General features: G+C 58.6%; 25 protein-coding genes and 2 pseudogenes. 19 read left to right on the top strand and 8 right to left on the bottom strand.

Annotation, left to right across the window (positions count from 1 at the left end; translation table 11 throughout):
- Window position 1 precedes the first annotated feature (1 nt).
- From ACA041_RS10315 to ACA041_RS10325, 3 genes are read right to left on the bottom strand one after another with little or no spacing between them, the layout of a single operon-like run.
- Window positions 2-871: an alpha/beta fold hydrolase gene (locus ACA041_RS10315; RefSeq protein WP_497284642.1), complete on the bottom strand. Its 870-nt coding sequence runs from the start codon at window positions 869-871 to the stop codon at window positions 2-4.
- A gap of 17 nt (window positions 872-888) precedes the next feature.
- Window positions 889-1,842, bottom strand: a complete 954-nt coding sequence (gene mhpB, locus ACA041_RS10320) for a 3-carboxyethylcatechol 2,3-dioxygenase (RefSeq protein ID WP_497441004.1) — start codon at window positions 1,840-1,842, stop codon at window positions 889-891.
- 1 nt (window position 1,843) lies between these two features.
- Window positions 1,844-3,502 (bottom strand): bifunctional 3-(3-hydroxy-phenyl)propionate/3-hydroxycinnamic acid hydroxylase, encoded by a 1,659-nt coding sequence (locus ACA041_RS10325; RefSeq protein ID WP_497441005.1) that lies wholly within the window; start codon window positions 3,500-3,502, stop codon window positions 1,844-1,846.
- Window positions 3,503-3,636: 134 nt separating this feature from the next.
- Between ACA041_RS10325 and ACA041_RS10330 the strand changes: the two genes are divergently transcribed.
- Window positions 3,637-4,413 (top strand): DNA-binding transcriptional regulator, encoded by a 777-nt coding sequence (locus tag ACA041_RS10330; protein WP_320334186.1) that lies wholly within the window; start codon window positions 3,637-3,639, stop codon window positions 4,411-4,413.
- A gap of 264 nt (window positions 4,414-4,677) precedes the next feature.
- Here the strand turns inward: ACA041_RS10330 and ACA041_RS10335 are convergent, their stop codons facing one another.
- On the bottom strand, window positions 4,678-5,253 hold the full coding sequence (locus ACA041_RS10335; protein ID WP_320334187.1) for a TetR/AcrR family transcriptional regulator: 576 nt from the start codon (window positions 5,251-5,253) through the stop codon (window positions 4,678-4,680).
- Window positions 5,254-5,583: 330 nt separating this feature from the next.
- Between ACA041_RS10335 and ACA041_RS10340 the strand changes: the two genes are divergently transcribed.
- From ACA041_RS10340 to ACA041_RS10425, 18 genes are all read left to right on the top strand, one after another.
- Entirely contained in the window at window positions 5,584-6,399 is an 816-nt protein-coding gene (locus ACA041_RS10340) for an alpha/beta fold hydrolase (RefSeq protein WP_497441006.1), read from the top strand.
- A gap of 5 nt (window positions 6,400-6,404) precedes the next feature.
- Window positions 6,405-6,701: an extradiol ring-cleavage dioxygenase gene (locus ACA041_RS10345; protein WP_128607770.1), complete on the top strand. Its 297-nt coding sequence runs from the start codon at window positions 6,405-6,407 to the stop codon at window positions 6,699-6,701.
- A 4-nt stretch (window positions 6,702-6,705) separates the two neighbouring features.
- Window positions 6,706-7,560 carry a DODA-type extradiol aromatic ring-opening family dioxygenase gene (locus ACA041_RS10350; protein ID WP_497441007.1) on the top strand — a complete coding sequence of 285 codons (855 nt, stop codon included), beginning with the start codon at window positions 6,706-6,708 and terminating at the stop codon, window positions 7,558-7,560.
- Window positions 7,557-7,898: a non-heme iron oxygenase ferredoxin subunit gene (locus ACA041_RS10355; RefSeq protein WP_320334190.1), complete on the top strand. Its 342-nt coding sequence runs from the start codon at window positions 7,557-7,559 to the stop codon at window positions 7,896-7,898. The genes ACA041_RS10350 and ACA041_RS10355 overlap by 4 nt, the downstream gene beginning before the upstream one ends.
- Before the next feature lie 53 nt (window positions 7,899-7,951).
- A complete protein-coding gene (locus ACA041_RS10360) occupies window positions 7,952-9,301 on the top strand; it encodes an aromatic ring-hydroxylating oxygenase subunit alpha (protein WP_497441008.1) in 1,350 nt (449 codons plus the stop codon).
- 11 nt (window positions 9,302-9,312) lie between these two features.
- The gene (locus ACA041_RS10365) at window positions 9,313-9,843 is read left to right on the top strand and encodes a 3-phenylpropionate/cinnamic acid dioxygenase subunit beta (RefSeq protein WP_320334192.1); all 531 of its coding nucleotides are present in this window, start codon (window positions 9,313-9,315) and stop codon (window positions 9,841-9,843) included.
- A 10-nt stretch (window positions 9,844-9,853) separates the two neighbouring features.
- The gene (gene hcaB, locus ACA041_RS10370) at window positions 9,854-10,666 is read left to right on the top strand and encodes a 3-(cis-5,6-dihydroxycyclohexa-1,3-dien-1-yl)propanoate dehydrogenase (protein ID WP_497441009.1); all 813 of its coding nucleotides are present in this window, start codon (window positions 9,854-9,856) and stop codon (window positions 10,664-10,666) included.
- 42 nt (window positions 10,667-10,708) lie between these two features.
- Entirely contained in the window at window positions 10,709-11,686 is a 978-nt protein-coding gene (locus tag ACA041_RS10375; RefSeq protein ID WP_497284652.1) for an NAD(P)H-dependent flavin oxidoreductase, read from the top strand.
- A gap of 32 nt (window positions 11,687-11,718) precedes the next feature.
- Window positions 11,719-12,501, top strand: coding sequence for a 2-keto-4-pentenoate hydratase (locus ACA041_RS10380; protein ID WP_497441010.1), 783 nt, complete (start codon window positions 11,719-11,721; stop codon window positions 12,499-12,501).
- A 124-nt stretch (window positions 12,502-12,625) separates the two neighbouring features.
- Complete coding sequence (locus ACA041_RS10385) at window positions 12,626-14,485, top strand: feruloyl-CoA synthase (RefSeq protein WP_497441011.1); 1,860 nt, start codon at window positions 12,626-12,628, stop codon at window positions 14,483-14,485.
- A complete protein-coding gene (locus tag ACA041_RS10390) occupies window positions 14,482-15,423 on the top strand; it encodes an acetaldehyde dehydrogenase (acetylating) (protein WP_497441012.1) in 942 nt (313 codons plus the stop codon). Before ACA041_RS10385 ends, ACA041_RS10390 begins: the two co-directional genes overlap by 4 nt.
- A gap of 10 nt (window positions 15,424-15,433) precedes the next feature.
- Window positions 15,434-16,462: a 4-hydroxy-2-oxovalerate aldolase gene (gene dmpG / locus ACA041_RS10395; protein WP_497441013.1), complete on the top strand. Its 1,029-nt coding sequence runs from the start codon at window positions 15,434-15,436 to the stop codon at window positions 16,460-16,462.
- A gap of 31 nt (window positions 16,463-16,493) precedes the next feature.
- Entirely contained in the window at window positions 16,494-17,498 is a 1,005-nt protein-coding gene (locus tag ACA041_RS10400) for a CDP-6-deoxy-delta-3,4-glucoseen reductase (protein ID WP_497441014.1), read from the top strand.
- 142 nt (window positions 17,499-17,640) lie between these two features.
- Entirely contained in the window at window positions 17,641-18,924 is a 1,284-nt protein-coding gene (locus ACA041_RS10405) for an OprD family porin (RefSeq protein WP_497441015.1), read from the top strand.
- A 236-nt stretch (window positions 18,925-19,160) separates the two neighbouring features.
- On the top strand, window positions 19,161-20,198 hold the full coding sequence (locus tag ACA041_RS10410; RefSeq protein ID WP_497441016.1) for a branched-chain amino acid ABC transporter permease: 1,038 nt from the start codon (window positions 19,161-19,163) through the stop codon (window positions 20,196-20,198).
- Window positions 20,198-21,964, top strand: a complete 1,767-nt coding sequence (locus tag ACA041_RS10415; protein WP_497441017.1) for a branched-chain amino acid ABC transporter ATP-binding protein/permease — start codon at window positions 20,198-20,200, stop codon at window positions 21,962-21,964. Before ACA041_RS10410 ends, ACA041_RS10415 begins: the two co-directional genes overlap by 1 nt.
- Window positions 21,961-22,725: an ABC transporter ATP-binding protein gene (locus ACA041_RS10420; protein ID WP_497441018.1), complete on the top strand. Its 765-nt coding sequence runs from the start codon at window positions 21,961-21,963 to the stop codon at window positions 22,723-22,725. Before ACA041_RS10415 ends, ACA041_RS10420 begins: the two co-directional genes overlap by 4 nt.
- 68 nt (window positions 22,726-22,793) lie before the next feature.
- Window positions 22,794-23,930, top strand: a complete 1,137-nt coding sequence (locus tag ACA041_RS10425) for an ABC transporter substrate-binding protein (protein WP_497441019.1) — start codon at window positions 22,794-22,796, stop codon at window positions 23,928-23,930.
- Window positions 23,931-24,166: 236 nt separating this feature from the next.
- Here the strand turns inward: ACA041_RS10425 and ACA041_RS10430 are convergent.
- The 4 genes and pseudogenes from ACA041_RS10430 to ACA041_RS10445 all read right to left on the bottom strand — a co-directional run.
- A pseudogene (locus tag ACA041_RS10430) lies at window positions 24,167-24,235 on the bottom strand (hypothetical protein); the annotation flags it as partial.
- Window positions 24,216-24,443, bottom strand: a pseudogene (locus ACA041_RS10435) (sigma 54-interacting transcriptional regulator); the annotation flags it as partial. The pseudogenes ACA041_RS10435 and ACA041_RS10430, both read right to left, overlap by 20 nt.
- 62 nt (window positions 24,444-24,505) lie before the next feature.
- Window positions 24,506-25,960, bottom strand: a complete 1,455-nt coding sequence (locus tag ACA041_RS10440) for a tyrosine-type recombinase/integrase (RefSeq protein ID WP_497441020.1) — start codon at window positions 25,958-25,960, stop codon at window positions 24,506-24,508.
- A gap of 478 nt (window positions 25,961-26,438) precedes the next feature.
- Complete coding sequence (locus ACA041_RS10445; RefSeq protein WP_084317873.1) at window positions 26,439-26,915, bottom strand: MarR family winged helix-turn-helix transcriptional regulator; 477 nt, start codon at window positions 26,913-26,915, stop codon at window positions 26,439-26,441.
- Window positions 26,916-26,995 lie beyond the last annotated feature (80 nt).

The following is a 26,995-nucleotide window of genomic DNA, read 5'->3' on the forward strand; positions in this document are numbered from 1 at the left end:
ATCAGTGGGTCAGGAAGTCCAGGACCATGCGGTTGAAGGTCTCGGCGTGTTCCCACTGGGCCCAGTGGCCGCAGCGATTGAACACGTGCAGTTGTGCCTGGGGCAGGCCGGCCAGCAGGCGCAGGCCGGTGTCCATGGGCACGAAGCGATCTTCGCGGCCCCAGACGAGCAGCGTCTGGGCGGTGATTTCGTGCAGGCGGTGGCTGAAGTCCGGGAATTGCTTGGGATTGAGGGTGCTGCTCTTGACGAAATTTTCCAGGTGATCGCGGCGCGCCAGGATGTTGTCCAGGCGGGTCTGGAATAACTCTTCGGTCAGACTGCTGGCGTCGAAGACGAAGACGTTCATCATCTTCTTCAGGTTTTCAATGGTCGGTTCGCGGTACAGCGCGCCGATCAGCTTGATGCCTTCGGTAGGTTGCGGCACGAAGGCGCTTGGGCCGCCGGTGCCGCCGCCCATCAGTATCAGTTTGCCGATGCGCTCAGGGTAGGCGAGGGCGAAGGCTACGGTGCTGTGGCCGCCCATGGAGTTGCCGATGATGTGCACACGGTCCAGATCCAGTGCATCAACCAGCCCCTTGAGGGCACGGGCGTTGAGGTCTGAGCGCGAGCTGTCGCAAACAATCGGGTCACTTTTGCTCCAGCCCGGGCAATCCATCAGGATCACGCGGTAACCGGCGGTAACCAACGGTTCGATGTTGCGATGGAAATTGGCCCAACCGCTGGCACCGGGTCCGGAACCGTGGAGCATGACCACGGTTTCGGCTCCCTGACCCACGTCGTTGTAATGCAGTCGCAGCTTCAACTCGCCTTCGCTGATGTCGACAAAACGGCTGGTAGAGGCTTCGGTGAAAGCTGGCGCAGTGGCAGTCATGGCAGTGTTCCTCGGATTCAGTGGTTGTTGTTCAGCGGCTGGGCGCCAAGGGCGGCGAAGCCTGCGATCCATTCGGGAATCGGACGGTAGTAGCGCCCTTCGGTCTGATAAGGGCCAAAGGCGCAAAGGGCCGCGAAGGCGGCGACCCAGGTTTTCACTTCGTGAGTGGACTTGCCGGCCAGTGACGACAGTTCGTCATTGCCCAGGGCATCGAGGTCGCTCAGGCGACCCTGTTCCAGGGTGTCGAGAAATTGCTGATCCCACGCGGGATTGAGCGGATGCAGACTGCGTTGGTCTTCAACGAAATCCCGGGCGGCCTGGATCACGCGCTCCTGGCGCGCCTGTCGCTCATCAGCCGGCAATTGGCGACCGCTGCCCATCAGTCGATCGGCCAAACGCGCATCGACCTTGGCCAGTTCCGGCACCGGAGGTTGATGGGACAGTCCCCCGGAAGCCAGGAACAGCACGCGCTTGTTCAGCGACTGCGCCCACTGGCCGATCGCTTCACCGAGCAGGCGAGCACGCTTGAAGCCGGGCAACGGCACGGCGACCGAATTGATGAACACCGGAATCACCGGGCATTCCCTTAAACCGCCCAGCAACAGCTCCAGCGGTTGGGCGAACGCGTGGTCGACCTGCATGCGATAGGAAACGGCAGCGTCGACACCGGCATCCAGGACCGCCTGGGCGCAGGATTCGGCCAGCGCTTTGGGCACATCCAAGGGGCCGGCGGCGGTGTCGAAATCACCGATGGCGTGGGCGGCCATGCCGATGCAGAAGGCCGGCATCACGTCGTAGAAAAAGCCGTTGTAGTGGTCGGGGCCGAAGAGCACGATCAGCTCCGGCTCGAAGCGGGCGATGCGCTCACGGGCATCAGCGATCATGCCATCGACCTCGGCCAGCACGTCGGGCGTCGGATCGACGTAGCCCACCAACGGCGTATGGGATAGGCAATGCAGATAAGCGCTCATGTCAGGCCACCTTGCTGGCGGGGATCGCCACTTCGGGTTGCGGCAGGGCCTTGATTGCCAGGGCCAATTCATCACAGGCCTGGCCGACGGTTTGCGGTATGGCCAGGCCGGCAAGGAAGCGATCCGGACGCACCAGGGCAATCGAGGCCGAGCCGCGGGCGAACCATTCCTTGAGGCGGCCGGTGCTGTCACCGATGCGGATCACCCCTTGGCTGACGTCACTGGCGGCTTTGAGTTGGACGTCCGGTAGTACCTGGATAAAACGCGTGCCCAGTGCTTGCCATTGATCGATCTGTGCAGGCGTCAGGCCCCAGGTCGGGTCGCAGCCCCAGGCGATAATCGCGAAGTTCTCGCCGATCACCTCATCCAGCAACACGGTTTCGCCAGCTTCGGTCAGTACCCGGGGCTGAATGAACATCTTGCCCACGGGTGAGCCTTTTTCGCCGGGTACGATCAAGGCGCCCTCGGTGTATTGCGGCATCGGCTTGAAGCGCATTTCCACGAAGTAGCGTTTGACGGGCGGCACATAGTTGAGCAGCCACGACACACCATCACGCAAGGTGCCTTGCCAGCGTTTTGGCGGTGCCAGCACGTGGCCGGCCAGCACCGAAAGGTCGATCATCGCCTTGGCGTGGTCACGGCGTTCCTGTTCATAGCTGTCGAGCAGGCTGTCGGCGGCCAGGCCTTTGATCACCAGTGACAGTTTCCAGGCCAAGTTGGAGGCGTCGCGCATGCCGCTGTTGTAACCCTGTCCCTGCCATACCGGCATGATGTGCGCGGCATCGCCGGCCAGCAGCACCCGGCCCTCACGGAACCGCCCGGCCAGGCGAGCGTTGTGGGTATAGACGCGGCTGCGGATCAATTCGATGCGATCCGGATTTGGCAGCACCTTGGCCAGCAGCTTGCGCATGTTCTCGGGTTTGCTCAGTTCGGCTTCGGTCTCGCCAGGCATGACCATGAATTCGAAACGGCGAACAGCATGGGGCAGGGCGGCTGAAACGTAAGGGCGCACCGGGTCGCAGCACAGGTAAACATGGGGCGTGCTCAGCGGGTCGTTGGCGATGTCGACAACGATCCACTGATTAGGCGCGGTCTTACCCTCGAAACTGATGTTCAGACTGCGTCGCACCAGACTGTTGCCACCGTCGCAACCAATCAGATAACGGGCCTGAAGGCGCTCGCCGCGACCGTTGTGATCCTTGAGGTTCAGCACTACGCCGCTGTCACTGTGTTCGAAGCCTTCGAGCTCACGGCCGAACAGCACCTTGACGTTGTCAAAACGCTGCAGGCCTTCGAACAGTACGCGGTCGGCCAAGGGCTGGATGAAGGCGTTGCGGCGCGACCAGCCGAATTCATCGGTCTTGGGCTGTATATCGGCAAAGCAGCGACCCCTTGGGGTCAGGAAACGCATGGCGTGCCAGGGAGTGGTGTGCGGGAGCACGTTGTCGGCCAGACCGACGGCCTGGAAAGTACGCAGGCTTTCGTCGTCCAGACCGATGGCGCGGGGGTAGTCGATCAGGCTGTCGAGCTTTTCCACCAAGGTGACGTTCACACCACATTGGCCCAGGTAATTGGCGATCATCAAGCCGACAGGACCGGCACCAACGATGGCGACGTCGGTGGTCAGGTCCAATGTGGAAGGAGTGGGTGCAGAACTCATGGTCATCTCCGTACAGCGCTTTTGGATTTCTTGTTGGGCGCAGTATGGAAATCACAAGGCTGGTCGACAACGACAACCCTTGTTAGTGTGCACTGAGTGCACATGATTGATTTACAACAACAAAGGATCCAGCCATGAGCGAGACCGAATACAAAGCCGTGCGTGGTCTGATGCGAGGTCTGGCACTGATCAACGGCTTGAACCGCTTCGACGGCGGCGCCAGCACCGCGCAACTGGCGGAGCAGAGCGGGCTGCACCGCACCACCGTGCGCAGGCTGTTGGAGACCTTGCAGGCTGAAGGTTATGTACGGCGTAGCGAGTCGGATGACAGCTATCGATTGACGTTGAAAGTTCGCGAACTCAGTGAAGGATTTCGCGATGAGCAATGGATTTCCTCCATCGCCGCCCCCTTGCTCGGCGAGTTGTTGCAGGAAGTCATCTGGCCCACCGACCTGTGCACGCTGGACGGCGATGCCATGGTCATTCGCGAGACCACCCATCGCTTCAGCCGCCTGTCGTTTCACCGATCCATGGTTGGCCGGCGCCTGCCGTTGCTGATGACCGCGACCGGACGTGCATACTTTGCGTTCTGCCCACCCGCCGAGCGGGAAGAGCTGATCGAATTGATGATCGGCCGCGAAGATGAACAATCACCGCTGGCCGCCGACCGTCGTTTTGTCGAGCGACTGGTGGAACACACCTTGGCCAAGGGGTATGGCGAAAACAATTCACACTGGGGCCAGGAGCGCAAGATCGCCGCCATTGCGATCCCGGTCATGCACGAGGAACGGGTGATGGGCTGCCTGAATCTGGTCTACATCGCCAAGGCGATGCCCATTGAGGAAGCTGCGCGCCGTTATCTGCCCGCGATGCAGGGCGTAGTGAAACAGATCCAGGTTCAATTGGGTTGATGTCGCCTGCGTCTGACAGTCAACTCACAGGGTTCTGTTTTGCGGTTTTGCTGAAAAGCCCGTTCGCCACCAGCGCCTATCCGGGGCCTTGCCTGCCTGTCGATAATTCCTCATCACATGTTTGCCGGTGCTGACTTGGTGGTCCGGCCGCAACGTCTGTTCTGCCCGGCGCGCGAGAGGTATTTGCAGGGTTCATTCTTCCCTGGGTTTTAGGGGGGAGCGCCTATGAGTGCCTGAATGTGTGTGGGGCCACCGCTGTCCATGTCACGCAGGTAGTAATTCAGGAATCAGAATGTTTGCCATGCGAGCGCTGCGATCCTTGCGATCCTGCACAGTGTCGTCGCAGTACAGCAATGACAAGCTAATTTGATAGGCATAGATCAGATAAGCGCGATCACAGGCTTCGCTCTGCGTCACGCCAGCTTGTATCAACAGGCCCTCGATATAGTTCAGGCGATAGCGGTCGACTTCGTCGATGGCTTGTCGGGCTTTGTCGTCCCGGCGTGCCCAGGCGCGAATCCCCAATTCAATGGCGGCGGCGTCGCGAGCCGTCTGGCCGTGGGATGGCAGCTCCAACAGGCGTTGCAATTGCTGCAGCGGTGAAGTATGCGCGGTACGCAGTTGAAGAATTACATCCTCGGTCGCACGGGACCGCCAGTTGCCGAGAATGCCTTCGAGTAATTCACCACGGCTTTTGAAGTGGTAATAGAAGCTGCCACGGGTGATCTTCAACTCCTTGGCTAAAGTGTCGACCCGAACGGCGTCTACGCCGCTGGTAACCAGGACATGCTGTGCGGCATGAATCCAATCTTCTCGAGTGAGACTGGTGCGTGTTGACATTGTGCTAGGGCCTTGTCCAACCAACTGGATGAGTGCCGGGGGCGGGTAAGGCGCCTCGGGCAAGGAAAAACATTCTAACGCCTGGCGGCTGCCCAGGCAGCCGCAATTCACAGGTGTATTGAACAGCTCTTTTTTGTATCCGGCTGACCGTCCATCATAAAGATACAGACGTGTATCCTATCAGGAAAACCATTTTTCCGCTCTAGCACCTGATTCTGCGCCCAGTACTGACATACATGTCTGTATTTTGCGTGTTGACGTGTCCGGGTTTCCTCTCTAGCATACAGATACACATCTGTATCTTCATAAATAAAAACAACCGGAGGCCTTATGGACGGCATTGGAAAAACCCTGCTGGCAGCAGGACACAAGACCAACTATCACGAAGCAGGTCAGGGCGATGCTCTGTTTCTGCTCCATGGCTCCGGTCCTGGCGTTTCGGGCTGGACCAACTGGTCCCGGAGCATGTCGGCCTTCTCTGACAAATGGCGGGTCATCGTGCCGGACATTGCCGGTTTCGGTTTCACCGAGTTCCAGGAAGAGGCCAAGTACGACATCAAATTGTGGGTCAACCACCTGGTCGGCATCATGGATGCGCTGGATATTGCCAAGGCCTCTTTCGTCGGCAATTCCTTTGGCGGCGCGGTCGCCATTGGCCTGGCGGTGTTCGCCCCGGAGCGGGTCGACAAGCTGGTCCTGTTGGGAACGCCTGCCGGTGAATTTGTGCAGACGCCGGGGCTACGCGGTGCATGGGAGTACGAACCATCCCTGGAAAACATGCAGCGGCTGATGGCGCTGTTCCCATACGACGAGGCCTTGATCACACCCGAGCTGGTCAAGGCGCGTTACGAAGCCAGTGCCCGCGCCGGTTCCCAGGAAGCCTTGCGCAAGCTCATTCCCAAGCCAGCCGCCGAGGGCGAAACGCTGGTCAAGGGTTTCCCTGCCGCGGCATTGGCCAAGATCATCGCGCCGACTCTGGTTGTGCATGGCCGTGAAGATCGCGTGGTGCCGCCATCCTGCGGAATGCTGATCGCCAATAGCGTACCGAATGCCGATTTGCATCTGTTTGGCCGTTGCGGCCACTGGGTGCAGAGCGAGCAACCGCGCCGCTTCGTGGCGCTGGTTCGCGACTTCCTGAGCGAGTGATCGATATGAGCCGAAATCTCCTGGAGCGAGCGCTGTGGCAACTCTCAGTTGATCGCGCCTCCAAAGAGCGTTTTCGCGAAGACCCCAAAGGCTTTCTCGGGCGTTTCGCATTGAGTGAAGAAGAAGTTGAAATGGTCGTGGGCTTCGATGTCGCCGCTCTGCAAGCGGTCGGGGTCAATCCGATGCTGACCATGGGCTTCTGGCAGGAGTTGGCACCTCAGCGAAGCATGTCGCTGTACAAGCAGCGCCTGGGTGCAACCGACGAACAACGCGCGGCTTTCTCCGCCGCACTCAAGGGGTGATCCGATGGGCAAGATAGTAGGCGGTTTCTGGATGCCCCATGATCCGGTCATGTTCGTCGCCCCCAACGCGCCGTCGCCGGCCCAGGGTGATGCTGTCTGGGGTGCATACGAGCAATGTGCTCAGCGCCTGGCGCAGTTGGCACCGACCTCGGTGATCATCGTGGGCTGCGATCATTACATCCTGTTCGGCACCCAGTGCCTGCCGCGTTATGTCATCGGTACCGGTGATGTCGATGGTCCACTGGATCGCTTGCCGGGGCTGGAGCGAGGAGTGGTACGCAACCAGGAAAAACTGGCCGGGCATATCGTCTCGCATGGCGAGGGGCAGGGCATCGACTGGACGGTGGCACGCAGCTTCACTGTGGATCACTCGTTCTCGATTCCACATCAACTGACGGTCAAGCCGGCAGAGAAACTTCTCGGTCGAGAGTTGCCGACTATTCCTGTGTACCTGGCCTGTGGCGTGGATCCTTACATTTCGCTTAAGCGAGCTGCCGACCTGGGTCGCCAGATCCGTGCTGCGGTGGAGTCGTTCGATGCTGACGAGCGCGTCGTCATTATCGGTAGCGGCGGAATCAGTCACTGGGTAGGGACAGCGGAAATGGGCCGGGTTGCCGAGGACTTCGACCGGGAGATTCTCGCCCATGGCGTCAACGGCGATCTGCAAGCGCTGTGCGCCTATTCCGATGAAGAGATTTTGCGTCGAGCCGGCAATGGCGCCATGGAAATCCGCAATTTCGCCTGTGCCATGGCTGCCGTCGCCAATCCGGTCGGTGAAGTCATCGCCTATGAAGCCGTACCTGCCTGGGTCACCGGGTTGGGTTTCTTGCAGTTGTTTTCCGCGGAGGAATGGTCATGAGCCGTGTATTGCTGTGCCAGCGCGATGAACTGTCGCCGGGCGAGTTGAAAAAAGTCAGCCATGGCGCTGCCGAAGCTATCTGCGTGTACAACCTGGGCGGCACGTTCTATGCCACCTCGGACATGTGCACACACGCCACGGCCTCCCTGGCAGAAGGCGATCTGGAAGACGACCTGATCACCTGTCCGGTGCATTGGGGGCAGTTTCACATTCCAACGGGCAAGGCAGTGACTTTTCCCTGTGAAAAGCACCTTCGCACGTATCGGATCATCGTCACTGACAAAGAGGTCTATGCCGATATCGAACATGCCAGCGATGCCGCCTTGGCCGACGCCTGACGCCCAGTACCAAGGCCTGTCTTTCCCACCGTATTCCTTGTGAGTCTAGAGCAATGGATAACTGCAAACACATACCACTCAGAACCATTGAGCCTACACCCAGCCTGCCGAACCTTGATCGGGTGTGCGACATGGAGGAAGGCCGCTTGTCCGGCAAGGTGTTCTGGGACCAGGCCATCTACGAACAGGAACTCGAGAAGATTTTCGCGCGTTGCTGGCTGTTCGTGGCCCATGAATCGCAATTGCCGAAGTCTGGTGACTATCTCGCCACCAGCATGGGCGAGGACGAGGTCCTGGTGGTACGTCAGAAGGACGCATCGCTGAAGGTGTTCCTCAATGCCTGCCCACACCGTGGCAACAAGATCTGTTTCGCCGAGGCGGGCAATGCACGGGGCTTTATCTGCAACTACCACGGCTGGTCATTCGGCGCCGATGGCGGCCGGTTGCTGGGTATGCATGAATCCAAGTGCTATGAGGAAAGTAATTTCGACAAGTCCAAACATGGCCTGCGCGAAGCGCGTGTTGCGACTTACAAGGGTCTGGTGTTTGCCACCTTTGCCGACGATGCACCGACATTAGAAGAGTACCTGGGGCCGATGACCTGGTACCTGGATGTGATGCTCGACATGGACGAGGGCGGCAGTGAGTTTCTCGGTGGCTGTATCCGTTCCACCATCGAATGCAACTGGAAAGTCGCGGCGGAAAATTTCGTCGGCGATATTCTCCACGGAGGCTGGACTCACGATTCAGCTGCCAAGGCGATGCTGGGTGGGCCGGTGGCCAATGTCGGCGACCTTCCCGAGTCCTATTCGGTGAACTGGAATGGCCACGGCTACGAGTTCGCCACCGATGTGGTGGGCAACGCCGCCACCCTGGGTGAGAAAGACATCAACAAATACCTGCACGTATTGCGCCCGAAAGTGGCGGAGCGTCTGGGCGAGTTCCGCTCCAAGCTGATCGGTTCGATTTCATCGTTCACCGTGTTCCCCAACTTCTCCTTTTTGCCGGGGCAGAACACGGTTCGCATCTGGCAACCACGCGGGCCACACAAGATCGAGCTGTTTACCTGGGTCATCGTCAACAAAAATGCGCCGCAGGACATCAAGGACAAATGGCGCCGTGGCGCGATGATGACCTTCTCCCCAACCGGCGTGTTCGAAATGGACGATGGCGAGAACTGGGAATACTGCACCAAGACCAGCCGCGGCATGGTCACGCGCTATCAGGATCTGTACGTCGGCCTTGGCATGGACACACGCATCGAAAACAGCGAACTGCCCGGCAATGTGTTCAAAGGGCAACTCAACGAATGCAACTCCCGTGCGTTCTACCAGCGCTGGAAAGACCTGTTGCAATCGCCCACCTGGGCGGACGTACCAGATCGAAACGGCAAGATGCGTTGAGGGGACCGAAGATGAATGCTTTGCCAATGGAACAACCCGTTGCATTAGAAGACACACGCGCCGTCGAGGCCTTCTTGTTGCGTGAGGCCCGCCTGCTCGACAACGAGTGCTGGGATGAGTGGCTGCAGTCGCTCAGCGAGACCATCCACTATTGGATGCCCGGTATCGAGAACCGCCGACGCGAAGACAAGTCGGGCCCCTACAGGCTGGAACACATGGCCTTCTTCGACGACGGCATGCGTGATCTGCAGCGTCGGGTGGCGCGGTTCAAGCAGCCGTCGGCCTGGGCTGAAAACCCACCGACGCGCAACGTTCACCTGATCAGCAATATCGAGGTGTTTGCCGGTGAACAGGAAGGCGAGTTCATTGCGTTCTCGTGCTTCATGAACATCCGCAGCCGAGGTCTGGACGAGTCCCATCAACTGGTCGGACGCCGTGAGGATGTGCTGCGCCGCGAGGCCGACGGGCTGAAGTTATTGAAGCGCAAAATCCTGATTCCAAACGCGATGTTGTTGTGCAAGAACATCAACACTTTCCTCTGAGGGCACGCACATGGGTTGGCTCGAAGGACAAGCAGCATTGGTCACTGGCGGTACCGGCGGCATCGGTAGCGCCATCGTTCGGCGCTATGTGAACGAAGGCGCACGGGTGTGCGTCATGGCGCGTGACGACGAACAGCTGAGCGCACTGCGCAGCGAACTGGGCGACGCCATCATCACGGTGCAGGGCGATGTCTCGAAATATGAAGACAATCAACGCGCGGTGGCGGCCACACTGAATGCGTTCGGCAAGCTCGACACGTTTGTCGGCAATGCGGCGGTGTTTGATTACTTCACTCGCCTGGACCGCATCGCCCCTGAAGATTTTGAAAGTGCATTTCAGCGCTTGTTCGCCATCAATGTTCAGGGCTACATGCTGGGCGCACGTTGCAGTACTGATGCCTTGCGCGCCAGTCGCGGCAGCATGATCTTCACCCTCTCCAACAGTGCTTTCTACGCTGGCGGTGGAGGCATTCTATATGTGACCGCCAAACATGCGCTGGTCGGCATGATCCGTCAGCTGGCCTACGAACTGGCACCGGATATCCGCGTGAATGGCGTAGCGCCAGGGGCGACCAATACGCCTATGAAGAGTCTCGATGGGCTCAATGCGCGAAGTGTTCCGCTCAACCAGATCCCGGGTTTCGAGCAAGGCGCTGCGCAGGCGGTGCCGCTTCAGCGAATCGCAGAACCCGAGGATCACACGGGCCACTATGTGCTGTTGGCCTCCCGTGAAAACTCCGGGTTGACCACCGCCAACATCATCCACAGCGACGGAGGCTGGGAAGTCCGCAGCCCGGGCGCAGCCAGTCACAGAAAGGTCTGAAGCCAGACCTGCACGTGTACCCCATAACAAGAGAAATGACCGATGAGCGTCTACAGCCGTTCCTTGAGTGCACCCCAACAGAAGTTGCTGGAACTGTTCACTGGTTTACCGATGCCGATCCTGGCCGCTCCGATGTTCCTGGTTTCCGGGCCGCAGCTGCTCAATGCCTGCTGTCAGGCGGGTATTGTCGGCAGCATGCCAGCACCCAATGCGCGTACCGTAGAGCAACTGGACCAGTGGCTGGCTCAGATTGTTGTCGAGCGTGCGGCCGCCAAAACACAAGGCCAGGTCTGGGCACCCTGGATGCTGAACATGATCGTGCACAGCACCTACGATCGGTTCGAATCCGAGTTGGGTCTGGTTAAACACTACCAGCCGCCGATCGTTTCCACGGCCTTGGGTAGCCCCAAGCGTGTGCTGGACATTGTCCATGGTTATGGCGGCGTAGTGATCGCTGACGTCATCACTCCGGCCTTGGCACGCAAGGCGGTCGATGCGGGTGTCGATGGTCTGGTATTGGTCTGTAACGGTGCCGGCGGCCATACCGGCAGCTATAACCCCTTTGCCTTCGTCGCAGAAGTCCGCGAATTTTGGGACGGGCCGCTCGGTCTGGCCGGTGCTGTTTCGAATGGGCGCGACATCCATGCGGCGCAAATCCTGGGTTGCGATTTCGCCCTGGTGGGCACCCGTTTGGTCGCGGCCCACGAGAGCCTGGCCGAAAACGCCTACCGGGACATGCTGGTGGACTGCTCCATGGATGACGTGGCTACAACCAAAGCGGTCAGTGGCGTACTCGCCACCTGGATGAAACCCTCGCTGGAAAAGGCCGGTATCGACCCAGCCGCCGACAACCGTACCGCCATCGATTTTTCCGGTGACATTGCCTCTGGCAACAAGGCCTGGAAACACGTGTGGTCGGCTGGTCAGGGAGTAGGGCAGATCAAGCGCAGCTACAGCGTCGCCGAGTTGGTCGATGAGCTGCATCAGGGTTACCTGGCAAGTCAGCAACGCTCGCATTGAGCGTTCACCACCATCTGTTGAGGAGTTATTCCGTGAGCCACGATTCCATCCAGGCTGCCGCCTCGGTTCTGGCGCAAGCGCGCAAGACACGAACCCCGTGCGGTCGTATCTCCGAGCGCTTCCAGATTTCCACTCTGGCTGACGCTTATGCCGTACAGGAACTCAATACCCAGGTCGCGCTGGCCGCCGGTCGCCGTCTCAGCGGGCGTAAAATCGGTTTGACCTCGCTGGCCGTGCAAGAGCAGTTGGGCGTCGATCAGCCAGACTTCGGCATGTTGTTTGCCGATATGGAATACGGCGATGGTGAGGCCATTGACAGCTCTCGCCTGATTCAGCCCAAGGCCGAAGGTGAAATCGCTTTCGTGTTGGGGCGTGACTTGCCCAATCCGGACACAACACTGGGCGAGCTGATGAGCGCGGTGGAGTACCTGGTGCCGGCGCTGGAAATTGTCGATTCGGCGATTGAGAACTGGAAAATCACCCTGGTCGATACGGTGGCCGACAATGCTTCCTCGGGCCTCTACGTCCTGGGCAAGAGTCCCGTGCGCCTGGCCAATCTGGACCTTGCGCTGGAAGGCATGCTGCTGGAAAAAAATGGTGCTCAGGCGTCGATCGGTGTGGGCGCAGCCTGCCTCGGCAACCCGCTGGACGCCTGCCTGTGGCTGGCGCGGACCATGGCCGAATTTGGCCGGCCACTGCGCGCAGGCGACGTGCTGTTATCCGGAGCCTTGGGTCCCATGGTGCCCGTGACCACCGGTGACAGCCTGCGCTTGAAACTGACCCGGCTGGGTGAAGTGAGCTGCCGATTCGTATGAAGTGAAGGTCGCTGATCGTTTGGCGTCATGCGAAAGGGTGCCGGGTTGATAAACCGGCACCGTAACAACAAAAATAATGATGATGAGACAGCAGACCTGTCTGTTGATCTCGTGAGGGCGTGCCGTGTACGACTTTTTCGACGATCCTGCCAAGTTGGCACCTGCTCACGTGACTGTCGAGCCAGGTGAGGCGGGTAGTTTCATACTGCGATCCGCTGAACAACTGCAACCCTATGCCCGTTGTATCGGCGAGTGGCTGGAGCAATGGGCGCGCGAGGCTCCACTGCGCCCTTATTTGGCCGAGCGTCGCAATGGCGTCTGGTTCACCTTGAACTACAGCGAGGTTCGCCAACGCGTCGGCGCCCTGGCCCAAGGTTTACTGGAACTCGACACGGTGCCCGGCCGACCAGTGCTGGTGTTGTCAGAGAACGACATCGACCAGGCATTGATTACGCTGGCGGCCATGCATGTCGGGATTGCGGTGGCCACTGTTTCGGTCGCTTATTCGCGTAATACGCAGAGCGGTTGCAGCAAGCTCAAGTCTATCGTGGCGCAGCTGCAACCGGCGTTGATCTTCATCAACGATGGCGACACTTATCGCCGCACCATCGAATTGATTCAACCGGACTGTCCCGTCGTTGTTGCGCGCAACGCCCAGGCCGTTCCTGGCGCGCTGCCGCTGCCCTTGCTGTACCGGGTCGAAAGTGCGCAGGTCATGGAGACCTTTCTGCGCCTAAATGGTGATGTCCCCGCCCGCTATATGTTGACTTCCGGCTCCACTGGCACGCCCAAGGTAGTGATCAATACTCATCGCATGCTGTGCGCCAACCAGCAATCGATCGCCCAATGCTGGCGCTTCCTCGAAGGCAGTGAAATGGTCGTGGTGGATTGGCTGCCGTGGAGTCATACCTTCGCCGCGAACCACAACTTCAACATGGTGCTGCGCAACGGCGGCACGCTCTATATCGATGATGGATTACCGGTGACCGGGCGAATCGAGCGCACGGTGGAAAATATCAAATCCGTCCAGCCAACGGTGTTCTTCAACGTCCCTCGTGGCTATGAAGCGCTACTGCCTTATCTGGAGCGCGACGAGGAGTTGGCGCAAGCGCTTTTCGGTCGCCTGGACATGCTGTTCTATGCCGCTGCGGCTTTGCCACAGAACACGTGGGACCGGTTGATGGCCTGTGCGGAAAAGGTGCGGGACAAGCCCCTGTTCTTTACCAGCGAATGGGGTGCGACCGAGACTTCTCCAGTGCTCACCAATGTTCATTACCGTTTGGACAAGCCAGGCAACATCGGCCTGCCAGTACCGGGCGTAGAGATCAAGTTCGTGCCCAGCGGCGACAAGCTGGAAATGCGTGTGCGCGGACCCTCAGTGTTTCAGCAGTATCTCAATGACCCGAAAGGCAGCCTTGAGGCGTTCGATGAACAGGGCTTCTATCAGATTGGCGATGCCGGTCGACTGCTCGATCCCGAGCGCCCGGAGAAAGGCATCGTGTTTGATGGTCGGGTCACTGAAGACTTCAAGTTGACCACTGGCACGTGGGTTTCCGTCGGCACGTTGCGCCCACGGCTGGTGAGTGCCTTGGCGCCTTACGCTTCTGACTCTGTCATTTGCGGTCACGATCGAGACGTGATCGGCGCATTGATCTATCCGACGCCGGCGTTGCGCGCCTTGGCCGGAGCCCCCGGCAAGCGCATGACCGCTGAGCAACTGGCTCTGGAACCTGCCGTTCGCAGGGCCCTGAGTGCGGGCTTGCAAACACTGGCCCAGCAGTTTCCTGCGTCCTCGCAGCATGCCGTGCGCATGGTCATCCTCGACTCACCGCCGAGCCTCGATGATGGGGAGATTACTGACAAAGGTTACATCAACCAACGCGCTGCACTTGGCCTGCGTGCTGATGCGGTCAAGCGTCTGTATGCCGAGACGTTGGACCCGGCCGTGATCCTTCTCGACGAAGCTTATGGAGAAAGAAAATGAGTTCCAGAAAAATGAAAGTCGCCATCATCGGTTCCGGCAACATCGGCACCGACCTGATGATCAAGGTTCTGCGTAATGCCAAACACCTGGAAATGGCGGTCATGGTCGGCATCGACCCGGCCTCCGATGGTCTGGCCCGTGCCCAGCGCATGGGCGTGGCGGTGACCCACGAAGGCGTTGAAGGCCTGACCCGCCTGGACGTGTTCAAGGACATCGACTTCGTCTTCGATGCCACTTCGGCCGGTGCCCATGTGAAGAACGACGCGTTCCTGCGCTCGATCAAACCCTGCATCCGCCTGATTGACCTGACGCCTGCCGCCATCGGCCCGTACTGCGTGCCGGTGGTCAATCTGGAGCAGAACCTCGCTCAGCTCAACGTCAACATGGTGACTTGCGGCGGTCAGGCGACGATCCCGATGGTTGCGGCCGTGTCGCGCGTGGCGAAGGTGCACTACGCGGAAATCGTCGCCTCGATTGCCAGCAAATCTGCCGGCCCCGGCACTCGCGCCAACATCGACGAGTTCACCGAAACCACCTCCAAAGCCATCGAAGTGATCGGTGGCGCGGCCAAGGGCAAGGCGATCATCGTGATGAACCCGGCCGAGCCGCCGCTGATGATGCGTGACACGGTGTTTGTGTTATCCGAAGCGGCTGATCAGGCGCTGGTCGAGGCGTCCATCGTCGAGATGGCTGCCGCCGTGCAGGCCTATGTGCCGGGTTATCGCCTCAAGCAAAAAGTGCAATTCGACGTCATCCCTGAAGACGCTCCGCTGCACATTCCCGGTCTGGGCACATTCTCCGGGCTGAAGACTTCGGTGTTCCTCGAAGTCGAAGGCGCCGCCCATTACCTGCCAGCGTATGCCGGCAACCTTGACATCATGACCTCCGCTGCCTTGGCCACCGCCGAGCGCATGGCGCAGTCGATGCTCACCGCCTGAGGAGACCGACATGACTATTAATCCCGGCAAGAAACTCTACATCTCCGACGTGACCTTGCGCGATGGCAGCCACGCGGTGCGTCACCAGTATTCGCTGCAGAACGTGCAGGACATTGCCCGCGCCCTGGACAAGGCCAAGGTTGATTCGATCGAAGTCGCCCACGGTGACGGTCTGCAAGGGTCGAGCTTCAACTACGGCTTCGCCGCGCACACCGACCTGGAGTGGATCGAAGCGGCGGCCGATGTCATCAGCCACGCCAAAATCACAACGCTGTTGTTGCCTGGCATCGGAACGGTGCATGACCTCAAAGCCGCCTACAACGCCGGAGCGCGAGTGGTGCGCATCGCCACTCACTGCACCGAAGCGGACGTGTCGAAACAGCACATCGAGTACGCCCGTGAGCTGGGCATGGACACCGTCGGCTTCCTGATGATGAGCCACATGATCCCGGCCGAGCAGCTGGCCGCGCAAGCCAAGCTGATGGAAAGCTACGGCGCGACCTGCGTGTACATGGCCGACTCCGGCGGCGCGATGAACATGCAGGACATTCGCGAGCGTTTCCGTGCGTTCAAGGCCGTGCTCAAGCCGGAGACCGAAACCGGCATGCACGCTCATCACAACCTGAGCCTGGGGGTGGCCAACTCCATCACTGCCGTCGAGGAAGGTTGTGATCGCATCGACGCCAGCCTCGCCGGCATGGGCGCCGGGGCCGGTAACGCGCCGCTGGAAGTGTTCATCGCCGCCGCCGAACGCCTGGGCTGGAACCACGGCACCGACCTTTACACGCTGATGGATGCCGCCGATGACATCGTCCGTCCCCTTCAGGACCGTCCAGTACGCGTCGATCGCGAAACACTGGCGCTGGGTTATGCCGGGGTCTACTCAAGCTTCCTGCGCCACGCCGAAATCGCTGCGGCCAAGTACGGCCTCAAGACCCTCGACATCCTCGTCGAACTGGGCAGGCGCCGGATGGTCGGCGGCCAGGAAGACATGATCGTCGACGTCGCGCTCGACCTGCTGACGGCCCAGCGCCGTTAATCTTTCATCACACAGTGAATGAGCAAATGCCATGACCTATCACGTAGATATTCAACCAGCTGGGCAACAATTCGATTTGGATGCGAGCAAGACCATCCTGGATGGTGCGTTGGCGGACGGGCTGATGCTAAAGCACAGTTGCCGTGAAGGGACGTGTGGCAGTTGCAAGGGCAGGGTGGTGAGCGGCAGCGTCGATCATGCCAACAGTCCGCTGGAGGTTCTGAGCGAAGAGGAACGTGCTGCCGGACTCGCCTTGTTCTGCTGTGCCAAGGCGACCTCGGACCTGGTCATCGATGCTCCGGAAGTAACCGAACTGCGCGGCATTTCGATTCAGCAGACGGCCGCCCGCGTGGCCAGCATCGAAAAGGTCGCCGACGATGTCATCATCGTGCGACTAATGTTGCCGCCGACGGTCACGTTCAATTATTACCCCGGCCAATATGCGCAAGTATTGCTCAAGGACGGCACCCGTCGTAGTTATTCGATGGCGACACGTTCGACAGTGGACAATCAACTTGAATGGCATATCCGTCATATGCCAGGGGGCAGTTTTAGCGGGCATGTATTCAATGCATTGAAACCGCGCGAAATGCTTCGTCTGGAAGGCCCTTATGGTTCTTTCTATCTGCGTGAGAACGATCAACCGATGATCTTTCTCGCCAGTGGTACCGGTTTTGCGCCGATCAAGGCGTTGCTGGAGCAACTGCGTGAACAGGGTAATAACACACGCCCGGTTTATCTCTATTGGGGTGGCCGGCAGCGCAAGGATCTCTACCATCACGAGCAGTTGCTCGAGTGGCAGGCCGAATTACCCTGGTTGAACTACATCCCTGTGCTCTCGGAGCCGAATGATGCCTGCCAGTGGCAAGGCGCTTGCGGATTTGTACACCAGCAGGTCCTGTCCGACTTTGCTTCGTTGAAGCGTTTTGAAGTGTATGCCTGTGGGGCACCGATCGTCGTGGATTGCGCCCGTCGAGACTTTATCGGGCAGCGAGAGTTGCTGGAAACCAATTTCTACGCTGATGCATTCGTATAACCGCAACAACGTTAACTAACGGATTAGAACGAGCAACACCCGAACTTTATTGGGCACGCCTGCGTGGTCGCTCAACAGGTTCGGGGGCAGGTACACGCCAGCAGTAAGGACCCGTTCAATACTAATAAAAATAGAGAAAACCATGAAAGCTCAAGTTCGCGTTCCCTCGAGTATCGCTGTTTGTTTTGTTCTCTCCGTTCTTGCTGGGCATGTAAGGGCAGTCGGTTTCGTCGAAGACAGTAAAGCCAGTCTGACGATGCGCAATTACTACTTCGACCGCGACTACAAAGGCACGTCCGCGCAATCGGCAGCCCGCGAGTGGGCCCAAGGCTTCATTCTCAAATACAGTTCGGGGTTCACCCAGGGACCTGTGGGTTTCGGTATGGATGCCGTGGGGCTATTGGGCGTCAAGCTCGATTCATCGTCGGATCGTACGGGCACAGGTTTGCTGCCATACGACGTGCCCAGCCGAGAACCTCGCGACGATTACTCGGAGCTTGGCCTGACTGGCAAAATGAAAATCTCGAAGACGGAACTGCAAGCTGGGACCATCAGTACGTTCCTGCCAATCGCCTTCGCCAGCCCCACGCGTTTGTTGCCGCAGACCTTTCGTGGTGCCTATTTGCGCTCGCAGGATCTGGACAACCTGACGTTGAATGCAGGCTGGTTGGACCGCATTAATCTGCGCGATTCCACCAGTTACCAAAAAATGACCGTCGCATCGCCCAACGGTCGTTTCAACCCCACCGCAGAATCGGACCGGTTCGTCTTTCTGGGCGGTGATTACAAATGGTCCGATAGCCTGACCCTGAAGTACTACCACGCTGTGCTGGACGAAATGTATCGCAAGGACTACTTCGGCTTCGAGCAGATACAGCCTATCGGTCCCGGGAAGCTGAAGACGGATGTGCGCTATTTCATCACAGGGGAAGACGGCGCGGCCAAGGCTGGGCATGTCGACAACCGCAATCTGGGGATGATGTTCACTTATTCGGTGGGCGCCCACAGCCTGGGGGCCGGGTATATGCAGCTCAACGGCGCTACCGCCATGCCTTATCTGACCGGGACCGAACCCCTGGTAGTGTCCGAAGGGTCGCTCAGTTCCGAGTTCCTCAACCCCAAGGAGCGCAGTTGGCAAGTGCGCTACGACTACGATTTTGCGGGCGTCGCAGTGCCGGGCCTCAAAGGCATGGTGCGCTACCTGGAAGGCAGCAATATCCAACTGCCGACGGCTTTGGGTGGCGATGGCCTCAGTGAAAGCGAAAAAGATGTCGAACTGTCCTATGTCGTGCAGTCGGGCACTTTCAAAGGGGTCAGCGTACGTCTGCGTCATGCCTGGTATCGCAACGATTTCGCCCCGGCGGCTTCCTTCCGCGATGACAACGAGACACGGGTGAACATCGACTACACCTTGGCGCTCTGGTAGTCCAGGCAGCGACTGGCCGAACGGGCGCCATCAAGCGCCTGGCCGCTCCCAACCACCACAACAAGAACAACAACATTGGATTACTGATCATGCAGCAGTGTGTATACGACGTTCCCACACATCGAAATCGAATGGCCGCGGCGCCTCTCCCTAGCCGTCCTTCCGGTTATTGCACCTACAGCGCTCCGCACTCCGAAGCCACATCCGTCCTGCTCGCATTCCACTGAGGATCACTCATGGACTTTTCAATACTGGCATTTCTTACCCAGGACGGGCTGACCACAGGCGCCATTTATGCATTGGTGGCTCTGGCACTGGTTCTGGTGTTTTCGGTTACTCGCACGATCCTGGTGTTCCAGGGCGAGTTCGTGACCTTCAGCGCCCTGACACTAGCCACGCTCCAGTCCGGCCTTTTGCCTGGCACGTTGTGGTTGTTGATCGGTTGCTCAATCGCGGCATGCCTGCTCGACAGTGCAATCGCATTGAAACACCGACAGCCATGGCAATTGCCACGAATCGCGCTCAGCTACCTGGCACTGCCACTTGCATTGCTTGTAATACTCAGCACTTTTGAGCTGCAAAGCCTTCCAGGACTGATAAAAATCATTGTTGCACTGGCGATCGTTACACCGTTGGGACCACTGCTATACCGGCTGGTCTATCAGCGCGTTGCCCAAAGTTCGGTATTAGTGCTGCTGATCATTTCGGTCGCGGTGCACATCGTGCTGATCGGGGCCGCCCTGTGGATGTTCGGTGCTGAAGGTGTACGAACTGAGGCCTACAGTGATGCCGGTCTGATGCTCGGTGAACTCTCGATCAGCCTGCAAAGTCTGCTGGTGGTTGGTTGTGCGTTGCTGTTGATCGGCCTGCTTTACGTTTTCTTTGGCCACAGTTTGTATGGCAAAGCCCTGCGAGCCACTGCATTCAATCGCACTGGCGCGCAACTGGTGGGCATTCCCACTCAACTCGCCGGCAAAAGCGCTTTTGCGCTGGCAGCCTTAATTGGGGCAATTTCCGGAATCCTCATCGGCCCACTGACAACCTTGTATTACGACTCCGGTTTCCTCATCAGCCTCAAGGGCTTCGTTGCCGCAATCATTGGCGGTCTGATCAGCTATCCATTGGCCGCCGCAGGTGCCTTCCTGGTAGGCCTGCTAGAAAGTTTCGCGACCTTCGGGGCATCGGCTTACAAGGAGGTCATCGTTTTTACACTGGTCATACCCGTGTTGCTCTGGCTCTCGCTGAAACACCCCAACATTGAGGAGCAACACTAATGGCCCGTCGTCTCATACCGCTGTTTCTTCTGCTCTTGGCGGCCTGTATCGCCCCTCAGATATTGCCGTCCTTTTACGTCAGCCTGTTTAACTATATCGGCTTGTACAGCCTGGTTGCGTTGGGCCTGGTGTTATTGACGGGGGTCTGCGGCCTGACGTCGTTCGGCCAGGCAGCCTTCGTCGGCATCGGGGCTTATGCCACCGCAGTACTCAGTACCACACTGGGGTTATCACCCTGGCTAGGGCTTCTGGCCGGCTTGAGTATGACCCTTGTTGTTGCCTTGGTACTCGGCCTGCTGACCTTGCGCCTGGCGGGTCACTACTTGCCCATTGGCACCCTGGCTTGGGGGTTGGCGATCTATTACCTGTTTGGCAATTTGCCGGGGCTGGGAGGTTTTGGCGGCATTCAAGACCTGCCAACCATCGCTTTGTTTGGCTGGCGGATCGACAGCGCAGCGGATTTCAGCCTTCTGATCGGAGTCTTGCTGATCGCCTGCATCTGGCTGCTCGACAATCTTTTGCACAGTCGTCAGGGGCGCGCCATCCGCAGTCTCAAGGAAGCTGGCGGCATGGCCGAGGCGATGGGGGTGGACACGGCACGCAGCAAATTGATCGCATTCGTGTTGGCAGCCCTGCTTGCTTCGCTATCCGGCTGGCTCTATGCGCACATGCAACGAGTGGTCAATCCCACACCTTTTTCGGTGAACATGGGTATCGAATACCTGTTCATGATCGTTCTGGGTGGCACTGCGAGCCTATGGGGAGCGCTGGTTGGCGCGGCGCTTGTGACTTTGATCAAGCAGGTGCTGCAAGACGTATTGCCGATGTTGTTCGGGCATGCCGACAACTTCGAAATGATTTTCTTTGGTCTGCTGGTGATTCTTGTACTGCAGTATGCCCGAGGAGGTTTGATGCCACTTTTGCGCAATCGCCTGCCGACACTTCGCGCTTCCATCCTGCCTCTCGCCGATGCAACTGCATTGCCGCGGCGCCAGCCACCCACGAATGGCTCCCCGCTGCTGATAGCCGAAGGCCTGGTGAAGCGTTTCGGCGGGCTTGTCGCAAATAATGATATGAGCCTATCGGTCAAATCAGGCGAAATCACAGCGCTGATCGGCCCGAACGGCGCGGGCAAGTCCACCTTGTTCAACCTGTTGTCCGGAGTGTTACCTCCCACTGCCGGCAAAATCCTGTTTCTGGGCCAGCGCATCGACGGCCTCCCGCCACGCAAAATCGCCAGGCTGGGCGTGAGCCGCACCTTCCAACACGTGCGCCTGCTACCGGAAATGAGTGTTCTGGAAAATGTCGCGCTGGGCGCCCATAGCCGGGCAAGCGCAGGGCTGCTGCGTTCACTGCTGCACACAGAGCGCGAGGAGGAAAAACGGATCCTGGCCGAAGCTGCGCGACAAATCGAACGCGTCGGATTGGGTCAATTCATTCATGCCCCTGCTGGCAGCCTCGCTCTGGGACAGCAGCGCATTGTCGAGATCGCTCGTGCCCTGTGCAGCGATCCCTTGCTGTTGCTCCTCGACGAACCCGCGGCGGGTCTGCGATATGGGGAAAAACAAGCGTTGGCCGGTCTGCTCGAGCAATTGCGCAGCGAAGGCCTGGGCGTGCTGTTGGTGGAGCATGACATGGACTTCGTCATGCGCCTGGCTGACCACGTCGTTGTGATGGAGTTCGGCCAGCGCCTTGCTGCCGGGACCCCCGATGAAATACAGGACAACCCGGCGGTGCTGGCCGCTTATCTCGGAGGGGTGGAATGAGCCATCTACTGCAAGTACGTAATCTGTCGGTCAGTCATGGCAAGGTCGAAGCCGTGCGCAAGCTCGACCTGCATGTCGAGGAAGGCCAGATCGTCAGCCTGATCGGCCCGAATGGAGCGGGTAAAACCACCTTGATGGCAGCCCTCATGGGCTTGCTGCCCGCTACCGGCGAAGTGCGCTACTTGGGCCAACCGCTGTTGGCCCATAAGGGCGTTGCGCAACGCGTTGGCATGGGCATGGCGCTGGTGCCGGAAAGCCGCGAACTGTTCGGCCCGATGAGCGTGGAAGACAACCTGCGACTGGGCGCATTCAGCCGGCATCGTCGCGGTCTACGGGATCACGACCAGGGCCTCGATGAAGTGTTCGGTTTGTTTCCGCGACTGCATGAACGTCGCCAACAGGCCGCCTGCACGCTCTCTGGCGGCGAGCGGCAGATGCTTGCCATCGGGCGCGCATTGATGGGCAAACCCCGATTGCTGATGCTCGACGAACCCAGCCTGGGCCTTGCTCCCAGGGTGATTAATGAGACGTTCTCGATTATCGAGAACCTGCGACGCAGCGGCGTCTCGATTCTCTTGGTGGAGCAAAACGCAAGGGCCGCGCTCAAGATTTCCGACTACGGCTATGTCATGGAGCTAGGCGAATTGGTTCTGGAAGGTCGAGCTGAAGACCTGGCGCAGAATCCAAAAGTCATTGAGACCTACCTGGGCCGTAAACCCACTACATTCGGCCCCCCGAAAACTGAGGCAGTAGATGCCTGAGAAAGCAAAAACCTGCTGATCAAAGTTCTCCTGCACATAGAACAACAACAAAACCACCTGGAGCTTCCATGAAACGCCATATCGCCTTGTTTTTAGCTGCATTGACGACAACAACAGCTCATGCCGACATCTCTATCGGCATCATCCTTTCGACAACCGGACCCGGTGCCTCTCTGGGCATTCCAGAACGTAACACCGTGCAACTACTGCCCAAACAGATCGCTGGGCAAGCCGTTAATTACATCGTCCTAGACGACGGTAGCGACAGTACCGCGGCCACCAAGAACGCACGCAAACTGGTGAGTGAAAAAGCTGTTGACCTGTTGATCGGCTCCACCACGGTGCCAACTTCCTCTGCGGTCGCCCAAGTCGCCAAGGAAAGCAATACGGCGCAGATCGCCCTTGCTCCTTACGTCCCGCAAAACAACGAAAATCATTGGATCTTCACTATCGCTCAAACCAATACCCTCATGGCCAAGGCGCTCATCGAACACATGCAGCACAACGGCGTAAAAACACTGGGCTATATCGGTTTCAACGACGTCTGGGGCGAGGACTGGTTCAAGGCCCTCGGCGAACTGGCTCCCGCAGCCGGCATCACACTGGTGCGCGATGAGCGCTTTAACCGCACCGATTCCTCTGTCAGTGGCCAGGCGTTGAAAGTTATCGGCACACGACCTGACGCAGTGCTGGTCGGCGCTGCCGGAGCTCCCGCTGCGCTACCCCATACCGAACTGCGCAGGCTCGGCTATAAGGGCGCGATTTACCACACGCATGGCGCTGCCAATAGCGCCTTTCTGCGGATCGGGGGCAAAGCCCTTGATGGGGCCATCCTGCCCGTCGGTCCGGTAGTGGTGTGGGACAAGCTACCGGCCAATCATCCCTCCAAGGCTATCGCGAGCCAATACGCCCAAAGCTATGAAGCACAGTTTGGTCCCAATAGCCTTTCTCCTTTTGGCGCCTATTTGTATGACGCCATGCGCCTGGTGGAAGCCGCAGTTCCGGGTGCACTGCAAGCCGCCCAGCCCGGAAGCCCCGAGTTCCGTCAAAGCTTGCGTGATCAGCTTGAAAAAACCGACAACGTTGCCGGCACCCATGGAGTTTACAACTTAAGCCCAACTGACCACTTCGGGCACGATGAACGCGCCCGTGCGCTTGTCAGCGTGCAAAACCAGCAATGGGTTCTACTGAACGGTCCTCAATAAAGACATTTGTCTAGTCCTGAAACAGGTATGCACCTGTTCCACCACAATGCCTGATGCACTCCATCGGGCATTGTGTCTGGGCGCCAGTTTGTAGCGCCATGTTTGGCAAGCGTCTCACGCAGTTGCCTCCGATCAAGGAGCCGGTAGTGACTTAACTGATGCGGGCCTCGGAGATCCGGGTCATCAGGCAACTTCTTCAGCCTGTAGGCTAGTGCAGGCCGGGTCATACCCAGCAGACGCGCAGCTTCTGAGACATTTTGCCCAGTGCGCTCCATAGCACCTTGCAGCACCGATGACGCGCACATCGACACTGCGGGTCTGGCTATCGCCCACCCGTTCAAGTTCCCCCTCCTGCAAAACGCGCAGTAAATTGGCTTGAGCCCGTGACGTCAGCTCGACGATTTCATAGAGTAACAGCGTGCCGCCATGTGCCCGCTCGAAGCGGCCCATGCGAGATTGTTGAGCTCCGGTGTAGGCGCCTTTTTCCACTCCAAATAGCTCGGTTTCAATGAGTTTTAGGTCACAACACGGATTGTCGCGGGTGTAAATTCCAGAGTGCTCTGGGTGCAACAGCCCTATGAAAGTGGCCGCGTCTCTGTAGTCGCGAACGCTGGAAAAGACAGCATCGACTCGGTCGGTGGGTGCTCGTAGGTTGAGGACAACACGGTACTGAGTCGATCGCCCAACAGATTCCAAGCACGCTTTTTCTCTTCGGCATAATCGTGATGCAGGTAATGGCGTCTTACCCGGGAGCCGGCCAGCACATGATTTTGGAAACGATCGATGACGTCCAGGCTGACGCCTAAGGCTTGCATCATGGTCGCGCCCGTGCGGCGCAGGTCATGCGGCGTCCAGTCGCCGTTTTGGCCGTCGGCAAGGACCAGGGTGTCGTCGTGACGCCGTCTTGAGAGGGCCTTGCGGTTTTTGAACCGGGCCTGGCGATCGCCGACCTGTTTACTCACCACCTTTACGTCCACATGCCCATCATCCTGCTTGTTCGGAAAGCACCACTGGGAGTCTCCCGTCAGGGTCTTGAGTTCCTGAAAGAGATGCAGGGCGAAGGGGGAGAGGAAGACATGGTGGTCCTGTTTCTTGCCCCGGGAGCCTTTGACGTTTTCACTGGGGAGGAACCACGTTTGCCGGTCCAGATCGACATTTTTCCATTCGGCCTGCAGCAACTCGCCAATCCGGCACAAGGTGCCCAGGCTGATCCAAAGCGCGAGTTGAGTTTCTTTTTTCAACGGCCGAATGCCGTCGTATTTTTGGCCGGCGGGGAGGGCGTTGTAATCGGCGGTCATTTGCTGGAAGCGGTTGTGCAATTCCAATAGCTCCGCCGGCGAAAGGATCCGGCTTCTTTCGGCCTCGTAGTCGGCCGGGATCAGGGGGGAGATGTCGACCAGTTCCGTCGGGTCGCCCTCGACCAATAAGGCCCGCCAGGGCTGGCGCTTTCTGGCCCAGCCAAACATCTGGGTGAGGTCGGCGAAGAAGCTGATGGCTTGCCGGTGAGCGCCGCGGTTGAGCACGGTGCGGATCAGCGCCCGAACATCGTGTTCGGACACACTACTGACTGACGTCTTGCCGAGTGCCGGATAAAGGTCCTTGTTAAAACGGCGCTGCAGCTCGGCATTGCCGTCTTTACGCGCGACGCCATCCAACAGCCACACCTTGGCCAGATCCTGGACGGTCAGTTTTTGCACCTTCGTCGACTTTTCCTGTTCGGCTTTTGCGTTCGTCGCGGCATGCGCCTGTGCCTTGGCGGTTTTCTTTTGCTCGTTGGGGTGGATCTGCTCATCGATGAGCGCACGGGCCTGGTTGCGTGCCTTGCGGATGTCTGTCAGGGATTTGCGCGGCCAGGACCCGCAGGCGTACTCTTTGTTCTGCTCGCCCCACCGATACCGATAGAAAAAGCTGACCGACACACCGTCCTTACGCACTGATATTCGACCGGCCAGATTGCCATCCTCCCGGAGAATTCGGCCGGCATCGTTGGCGGTCAGTGACTCGAGTTCCTTGATGGTGATTTTGGCCATAAGATGGACTCCCCCTACTTTTACCCCCACAAAAACGTCGGCTCTTGATGGACGTTACTGGACTCTCGTAGAGCAGAACACCGCTGGAGCTCAAGTAACTACTAGCTTAGAAAAATCCAGAGTAAAATTTTGGAAGCTTTCAAGAAGTATGAAAAAGAAGATGGGGTGCTAGGGGTAGAGTGTTCGAATCACTCCGTCCCGACCATATAATTCAAGGGGTTGCGAGATTTTATCTCGCGACCCCTTTTTATTTTAAATCGTTTTTACTCCCACAAAACGACTGGCTCTGGGTGGACGCCTCAGCTGATACCAAGGTCGGTGTTTGTTCCGGGCAGGGCTTTGGTCCGGTTTGATAAGTGAGCTGGATCGACGCTTTCGTACGCCTATAAAGGGATCAGCTATCGGATTTCTGCTGTACACGGCCGCTATTCAAGGCATGCAAGCTATCGCCAATGCCCACCGCGTGGGTCGTCGCGGGTCAGTCTTCCGGCAGGTTATTGAATATTTTTTCCAGTGTTCCGTTCAGTTTGGTGATCTGGGCCTCGGTCAGGCCTTTGAAACTGGTGCGGAAGATATCGCTGGTGCCGTGCTGAATTTCTTCGATGGTATGGCGGCCGACATCGGTGAGTGAGACCTGAGTCACGCGCCCGTCGCTGGCGCTGGTGTTGGTCTCTACCAAGCCGTCGGCTTTCATGCGATAGACAATTTTAGTGATGGTCGAGAGCTTCGCGATGGCGTGGATGGAGATTTCCGAAATGCTCGACTCGCCATTTTCCTTGAGGATGAACAGAATCCGCCAGCGCGGTATGTCCATATCGATTTTTTTCAGCGCTTTCTCCATGGCCATGGAGTAGCGGCCGTGCAGGCGAGCCAGCCAGTAGAAGGGAAACTCTTCCTTCTTGAAGTCTTCGCTGGCGGGGTTGTATCGGCTCAGGCGCTTTTTCGGGGTGGTCATAAAGGTTGGGGTAGTCTTTCAGGTGAGCGGGTTTGATAGCGGGCGTCATTGTCGCGCCGCCCGCGGTAAAAAACCAGCAG

This window comes from Pseudomonas sp. LBUM1676, assembly GCF_059695605.1.